Source organism: Pseudomonas sp. NPDC098747, from assembly GCF_044760045.1.
Classification (GTDB): Bacteria; Pseudomonadota; Gammaproteobacteria; order Pseudomonadales; family Pseudomonadaceae; genus Aquipseudomonas.
In genome coordinates this window covers 57,087-64,642 of the sequence record NZ_JBIWAL010000027.1, presented here as the reverse complement: position 1 = coordinate 64,642, position 7,556 = coordinate 57,087, and the positions used below count along the sequence as shown (strand labels likewise).

The window sequence follows — 7,556 nt, the reverse complement described above, 5'->3', positions numbered from 1 at the left end:
GTGTACGGGTAGGCCAGTTCGGGATCGCGAGCGATCTCGCGCACTGGTTCAGCTACGCCGGGGCTGTAGGCCAGCGACAGGTCGCGGGCGGTAGCAGTGGCCTTGGTGAGCTCGACACTCAGCTTCCCTGGACGAGGATGAGCATGGTATTCGAGAGCGGCAGTTTTCAGATCAGACATTTTGGCATTCCGCTTTTTTACTGTTGGACAGACTGGTCAGCGAGGATACGCGCCTCGCAAAGTCCCCACAAGACTGAGCGGTCACCCCTGTCAAGCGCCCTGCCCTACGACTTTGGGCCAAGAGCCGCGGCGCACAAGGGCTTGACTGTTCACAATCGAAAGAAAAAATGTCTACAATTTCTGTTCAGCGTGCACTCTGCAGCATGGAAGGATCAGTCAGTGGCAGCAGCCAACGCGGTTGACCCGGTTTCAATCCGCCGCGCCGCGAACGATCGACCACCCAGCCACGCGCCTCGATCTGCTTGCCCTTCAGCGCTTGCAATCGGGCATTGTCGAATTGTCCGACCAGATTGGGTGCAACACGCAATACAAGCGAGTCCTGCAACTCAATCCAGATTCCGCCGCGATTGCGTTGCACTTTGCTCACACGCCCACTGACCACGGCGAAACCCGAGCGCTGGATCTGCTCTGCTTTCAGTACAGGAGATTGCCGCCAGAGGCCTCGTCCAGCCTGTCGCGCACTGCGTTCAGCGGCTTGCTGACAGCTGACAAGATCGACATTAGGCGCCACCGCAACCTGAAAACCCAGGCCTTCGGCGAGCATTTGCGCTTCGAGGTTGGCGCCGCTGGCACTGTAGATGTGGGCCAGCGTGCGGCCGTAATGATCTTTTGGCTCTTTGCCGGGAAGCACACCGACGCGCCCGCCGCTGTCGGCCACCAGCATTTCCAGGCGTTTACGTGCAGCAATCGCGAATGGCTCGTCGCTGCGACCCTGCTTGCCGAGTTCAGGCGTATTGAGCCCGATCATCCGCACGCTGCGGCCGTCGCTCAGGCGCAAGGTGTCGCCATCGACCACGCGCTGCACGGCGACCTGCGTCAGTGCAGCCGGTGCCGGGCAGTATGCAAGCGCGGTGGAAAGCCAAATCGCAGGCATAAAAAAGGCGCCCGCAAGGGACGCCTTTTTCAGCAGCGAGGAAAAGCCCACCGGGCTCTTCAACCTTACTCTGCAGCAGCAGGTTTCTTGCCGAAAGCACCGAAACGGTCTGCGAAGCGCTGAACGCGGCCGCCAGTGTCCAGAGTCTTCTGCTTACCGGTGTAGAACGGGTGGCATTCGTTGCACACGTCGATTGGCAGAGCTTTGCCGAAGGTCGAACGGGTTTCAAACTTGTTGCCACAGCTGCAGGTAACAGCGATGACTGGGTAATTCGGGTGGATATCAGCTTTCATGGTGTCTTCCTCAGCTAGCGTGCCGCCATCCAACACTATTGTTGAATACCGCACGTAATTAGGCCGCGGATTCTACCAGACCTTTGCAATCACGCAAGCTGTCACTGAGACCGACCGTCTGCTAGGCTCCCGCCCCTGAACACATTCCCCTGTGGGAGCGAGCTTGCTCGCGAAGAGGGCGTGTCAGTCAGCATTAATGTCGCCTGATATACCGCTTTCGCGAGCAAGCTCGCTCCCACAGGTTTTGCCTGCAACTTTCTTTCCAGTGTTCGTTGATCGAGATCTCCCCGCGTGCCCGACGCCATTCTGCGCCTCGCCCTGCCTTCGCCTTTGCGCCGCCTGTTCGACTATCGGGCGCCGGCCGGCGTGCTGCGCGCGCAGCTGCAACCCGGTATGCGCCTGCGGGTGCCGTTCGGGCGGCGCGAGATGATCGGGATTCTGGTGGAGGTGACGGATACCAGCGAAGTGCCGGTGGAAAAACTCAAACCCGCGCTAGCCCTGCTCGATGCCACCCCGCCACTGCCACCAGCGCTGTTCAAGCTGTGCCTGTGGACATCCCAGTATTATCAGCACAGCCTCGGCGACACCTTGAGCTGGGCGCTGCCGGTACTGTTGCGTCAGGGCGAACTGGCCGAGGCCCGGCAGGAACGCTTCTGGTCGGCAGTGCCGGGTGCAAGCGTGGATGATCCACGAATCGCCCGTGCGCCGCGTCAGCGTGAAGCGTTGACCACGCTGGCCCAGCACCCTCACGGCGTTGCCCATCAATTGCTGAGCAAACTGATGCTGAGCAAGGACAGTCTCGATCTGCTGCTGGCGAAGAATCTGGTGCAGGTGGAAATCCGCCGGCATGCACCCGGCGCACGTCATGAACATTGGCTGGCGCAGCCGGAATTGCCGCTCAACCCCGAGCAGCGCGCCGCGTATGAGGCGATTCGCGCAGGCTTCGACAGTTATCACGCGTTCTTACTGGCCGGCGTCACCGGCAGTGGCAAGACCGAAGTTTATTTGCAACTGATCCGCGAAACCCTCGAGGCCGGCAAACAGGCGCTGGTGCTGATCCCGGAAATCAACCTCGGCCCGCAGACGCTGGCGCGCTTCGAACAACGCTTCAACGCGCGGATCGCCCTGATCCACTCGGCAGTCAACGATCGCGAGCGCCTCGAAGCCTGGCTCGCCGCCCGCGACGGCGAGGCCGACATTATTATCGGCACCCGCTCGGCACTGTTCACCCCGATGAAAAATCCGGGGCTGATCATTGTCGACGAAGAGCACGACGGCTCCTATAAACAGCAGGAAGGCTTGCGCTATCACGCCCGTGATTTGGCGCTGGTGCGCGCACGGCAGGAAAACATCCCGATCGTCCTCGGCTCCGCCACGCCTTCGCTGGAAAGCCTGCATAACGCCTACACCGGTCGTTATGGCCTCCTACGCCTGAACGAGCGTGCCGGCGGCGCCAAGCAGCCGCGATTCCTGCGTCTGGATGTAAAAAGCCGCCCACTCGACAGCGGGATTTCCGGGCCGATGCAGCAAGCCATCGGCCAGACGCTGGAAAAAGGCCAGCAGGTATTGGTGTTCCTCAACCGTCGCGGTTTTGCGCCGACGCTGCTTTGTCACGACTGCGGCTGGATGTCCGAGTGTTCGCGCTGCGATGCGCGGATGACCGTGCACCAGCGCCACGGCGAACTGCGCTGCCACCACTGCGGCTACGTCGAACGCACGCCGCGCCAGTGCCCGAAGTGCCACAAGGTCGACCTGCGCCCGGTCGGCGCCGGTACCGAACGTGCCGAGGAACGGCTGGCGATTCTGTTCCCGGATTACCCGGTGCTGCGGGTCGACCGCGACAGCACTTCGCGCAAGGACGCGATGAATCAGCTGTTCGCGACGATCCAGAAGGGCCAGCCATGCATTCTGGTCGGCACGCAGATGTTGGCCAAGGGGCACCACTTTCCACGGGTAACGCTGGTGTCGATTCTCGATGCCGACGGTGGATTGTTCTCCGGTGACTTCCGCGCCAGTGAACGCATGGCACAACTGATCGTGCAGGTCGCCGGACGAGCCGGGCGGGCGGAAGAGCCGGGCAAAGTGATCATCCAGACCCACCTCGCCGACCATCCCTTATTGGTGCAATTGACCGAGCAAGGTTATTTCGCCTTTGCCGAACAGGCCTTGAGCGAGCGCCGCGCGGCCGGTCTGCCGCCATTCGCGCACTTGGCGCTGTTGCGTGCCGAAGCGCATAAACCGGGGCAGGCCGAAGGTTTTCTCGATGAGGCGTGCAGCGAGGCTGAGCGTTTACTGGTCGAGCAGGGTCTGAACGGGATTGAACTGCTTGGGCCGGTACCGGCGCCGATGGAGCGCCGCGCCGGACGTTATCGCGCGCAGTTGCTGTTGCAGGCGACGGCACGGGCGCCGCTGCATCGGCTATTGGCCAATTGGTTGCTAGTGCTGGAGCAGATGCCGAGCGGGCGGGCGGTGCGCTGGTCTCTGGATGTTGATCCCGTCGATTTGTATTGAAGATCAAAAGATCGCAGGCTGCGGCAGTTCCTACAGAGGGAATCGCATTTCCCTGTAGGAGCCGCCGCGGGCTGCGATCTTTTGCTTCTAATGTCACCACATATCCATAAGCTGCCTGCTAAGGTTGGCAAGCCCGTCTTCGCAACGGATAATGCCCAGTTTTTCCACCCGCGCATTGATGCGCCGCCGCGCTTGCGGTCGAAAGAGAAGACCATGAAAGACACCATTCGCCAGCTGATCCAACAAGCCCTCACCCAACTCGTCAACGAAGGTGTGTTGCCTGAAGGCCTGTCGCCGGCGATTCAGGTGGAGAACGCCCGCGACAAGACCCACGGCGACTTCGCTAGCAACATTGCGATGATGCTGGCCAAGCCTGCGGGTATGAAGCCGCGCGATCTGGCGGAAAAAATCATCGCTGCGCTGCCGGCCGACGAGAACGTCACCAAGGCCGAAATCGCTGGCCCGGGCTTCATCAACTTCTTCCAGAACACCCAGGCCCTGGCTTCGCGACTCGACGCCGCCCTGGCCGATGCCCATGTCGGCGTGCGCAAGGCAGGTCCTGCGCAGCGCACCGTGGTCGATCTGTCGGCGCCGAACCTAGCCAAAGAGATGCACGTCGGCCACTTGCGCTCGACCATCATTGGCGATGGCGTGGCACGCGTGCTCGAGTTTCTCGGCGACGAAGTGATCCGTCAAAACCACGTCGGCGACTGGGGCACCCAGTTCGGCATGTTGATGGCTTACCTGCAAGAAAACCCGATCACCAGCGACGAACTGTCGGACCTGGAAAACTTCTACCGCGCCGCCAAGCAGCGTTTCGACGAATCCGCAGAATTCGCCGACCGCGCCCGTGGCCTGGTGGTCAAGTTGCAGGCCGGCGACGCCGAGTGCCTGGCGCTGTGGACCAAGTTCAAGGACATCTCGCTGTCGCACTGCCAGAAGATCTACGAACTGCTCAACGTCAAACTGACCATGGCCGACGTGATGGGCGAAAGCGCCTACAACGACGACCTGATAAATGTGGTCAACGACCTCAAGGCGGCCGGCATGTTGGTCGAGAGCAACGGCGCCCAGTGCGTGTTCCTCGACGAATTCAAGAACGCCGACGGCGACCCGCTGCCGGTGATCATCGTCAAGGCTGACGGCGGTTATCTGTACGCCACCACCGACCTGGCGGCCGTGCGCTACCGCAGCGGCAAACTGAAAGCCGATCGCGCGCTGTACTTCGTCGATCAGCGTCAGGCCCTGCACTTCCAGCAAGTGTTTGCCGTGGCGCGCAAGGCCGGTTTCGTGACCCATCCGATGGAGATGGAGCACATGGGCTTCGGCACCATGAACGGCGCCGATGGCCGTCCGTTCAAGACCCGTGACGGCGGCACTGTGAAGCTGATCGATCTGCTGACCGAAGCTCAGGACCGCGCCTACAACCTGGTCAAAGAGAAGAACCCGGAGCTTGCCGAAGACGAACTGCGCAATATCGCCAAAGTCGTCGGCATCGGTGCGGTGAAATACGCCGACCTGTCCAAACACCGCGCCAGCGACTACAGCTTCAACTTCGACCTGATGCTGAATTTCGAAGGCAACACCGCGCCATACCTGCTGTACGCCTACACCCGTGTGGCCGGTGTGTTCCGCAAGCTGGGCAAGGACTTTAGCGAAGTCGACGGCCAGATCGTCCTCGAAGCAGCGCACGAACATGAGCTGGCAGCGAAGCTGGCGCAGTTCGGCGAAGTGCTGAACAACGTGTCCGATAAAGGCACGCCGCACATTCTTTGCACCTACCTGTACGACGTCGCCGGCCTGTTCTCGAGCTTCTATGAGAACTGCCCGATCCTCGCCGCCGAAACCCCGGCACAGATGCAGAGCCGTCTGCGTCTGGCCGCGTTGACCGGTCGCACCCTCAAGCAAGGCCTGGAGCTGTTGGGTCTGGAAACTCTGGAGCGTATGTAAGTTGGCTGCCAAGAAAAAACCTGCACCCAAGCGTGGCGCCAGTCGTTACCAAGCTCCTGCGAAGCAACCGATTCCGGGTTGGCTGTGGATGGCTATCGGCCTGACGGTCGGGGCGTTCATCGTGTTCCTGATGAAGCTGGAGCCGGGCAAGGGCAGCGACACGGTCAAGCGCGAAAAGGTCGAACAACAGCAGAAAGCGAAAATCGCCGAAGCCAACAAGACCCCGCCAAGCCCGACGCAACCGGTGAAGCCGAAGTACGACTTCTACACCCTGCTGCCGGAATCGGAAGTGATCGTACCAGCGGACGCCGTGCCGGAGAAAACCCTGCCGACACCGCAAGTGCCGACGACACCGGTCACCCCGGCGGAAGCAGCAAAAATCGACACTGCGCGGGCTCAGGCAGCACTGGCGGGTATTACCCCGCCGCCGGCACCTCCGGTGAAAGCAGCGCCGGTGACCAAGTTCTTCCTCCAGGCCGGTTCGTTCCGCAAAGAGGCGGATGCGGACAAGGTTCGTGCGCAGATCATTTTGCTTGGCCAGGCGGTTGCGGTTGAATCGGGCACGGTGAAAGATGAAACCTGGTATCGCGTACTGGTCGGCCCGTTCAGCAACCGTGAACAGCTGACCACTGCGCAGAAACAACTGGCCGGCAGCGGTTTCAGCAACCTGTTGTTACAACAACGCCAGAGCCGCTGATTTCCTTCAGGTCGCTCACCTCCCCCCCCAGGTGAGCGACTCCCCTGTGGCGAGGGGATTTATCCCCGTTCGGCTGCGCAGCAGTCGTAAAACCTGCACCCCAAGTTGTACCTGATACACCGTATGCGTCGGTTTCAGGGCCGCTTCGCAACCCAACGGGGATAAATCCCCTCGCCACAGTCATCACTCGCCGTTCGTCCCTCTGCGCCCTCCCCGGTTGAAATCTTCTCCACCACCCCCATATGAATGGGCATAGGCATTTTCGCCCCGCTGCGTGGAGACTCTTCCCTTGACCACCATCGTTTCAGTCCGCCGCCACGGCAAAGTCGTCATGGGCGGCGACGGCCAGGTTTCTCTCGGCAATACCGTGATGAAAGGCAACGCGAAGAAAGTTCGTCGCCTGTACCACGGCCAGGTCATCGCCGGTTTTGCCGGTGCCACCGCCGACGCCTTCACTTTGTTCGAACGCTTCGAAGGCCAGCTCGAGAAACATCAGGGCCACTTGGTCCGCGCCGCTGTCGAACTCGCCAAAGAATGGCGCACCGACCGTTCCCTCAGCCGCCTCGAAGCCATGCTCGCGGTCGCCAACAAGGACGCATCCCTGATCATCACTGGCAACGGTGACGTGGTCGAACCGGAAAACGGCCTGATCGCCATGGGTTCCGGTGGCGGTTACGCCCAGGCTGCGGCCAGCGCACTGCTGAAAAAGACCGATCTGTCGGCTCGCGAAATCGTCGAAACCGCACTCGGTATCGCCGCTGACATCTGTGTATTCACCAACCACACTCAGACCATTGAGGAGCAGGATCTCGCTGAAGAAGCCTGACTCGGCCCTGTGCCACGGCTTGTTTCTGCTTGAGGACCGCCAATAATTATGTCCATGACTCCCCGCGAAATCGTCCACGAACTCAACCGCCATATCATCGGCCAGGACGATGCCAAGCGCGCCGTCGCGATTGCCCTGCGCAACCGCTGGAGCCGCATGCAGTTGC

Annotated in this window: 6 protein-coding genes and 2 pseudogenes; 5 read left to right on the top strand and 3 right to left on the bottom strand. The window is 61.1% G+C overall.

The genetic code is table 11. The features are described 5' to 3' along the window. From ACIQVE_RS17510 to rpmE, 3 genes and pseudogenes are all read right to left on the bottom strand, one after another. A pseudogene (locus ACIQVE_RS17510) lies at positions 1-179 on the bottom strand (malate dehydrogenase); the annotation flags it as partial. 184 nt (positions 180-363) lie between these two features. Continuing rightward, positions 364-1,113 carry a thermonuclease family protein gene (locus tag ACIQVE_RS17505; RefSeq protein WP_402810478.1) on the bottom strand — a complete coding sequence of 250 codons (750 nt, stop codon included), beginning with the start codon at positions 1,111-1,113 and terminating at the stop codon, positions 364-366. 65 nt (positions 1,114-1,178) lie between these two features. Beyond that, on the bottom strand, positions 1,179-1,406 hold the full coding sequence (gene rpmE / locus ACIQVE_RS17500; protein ID WP_016984589.1) for a 50S ribosomal protein L31: 228 nt from the start codon (positions 1,404-1,406) through the stop codon (positions 1,179-1,181). 291 nt (positions 1,407-1,697) lie between these two features. On the opposite strand from rpmE, the gene ACIQVE_RS17495 reads away from it, so the two are divergent. The 5 genes and pseudogenes from ACIQVE_RS17495 to ACIQVE_RS17475 all read left to right on the top strand — a co-directional run. After that, positions 1,698-3,917: a primosomal protein N' gene (locus ACIQVE_RS17495; RefSeq protein ID WP_402810477.1), complete on the top strand. Its 2,220-nt coding sequence runs from the start codon at positions 1,698-1,700 to the stop codon at positions 3,915-3,917. A gap of 213 nt (positions 3,918-4,130) precedes the next feature. After that, positions 4,131-5,867, top strand: coding sequence for an arginine--tRNA ligase (gene argS, locus ACIQVE_RS17490; protein WP_402810475.1), 1,737 nt, complete (start codon positions 4,131-4,133; stop codon positions 5,865-5,867). 1 nt (position 5,868) lies between these two features. Then, complete coding sequence (locus ACIQVE_RS17485) at positions 5,869-6,564, top strand: SPOR domain-containing protein (protein ID WP_150593934.1); 696 nt, start codon at positions 5,869-5,871, stop codon at positions 6,562-6,564. 289 nt (positions 6,565-6,853) lie between these two features. Then, positions 6,854-7,390: an ATP-dependent protease subunit HslV gene (hslV, locus tag ACIQVE_RS17480; protein WP_401219611.1), complete on the top strand. Its 537-nt coding sequence runs from the start codon at positions 6,854-6,856 to the stop codon at positions 7,388-7,390. Between the two features lie 48 nt (positions 7,391-7,438). Further along, positions 7,439-7,556 (top strand): annotated as a pseudogene (locus tag ACIQVE_RS17475) (hypothetical protein); the annotation flags it as partial.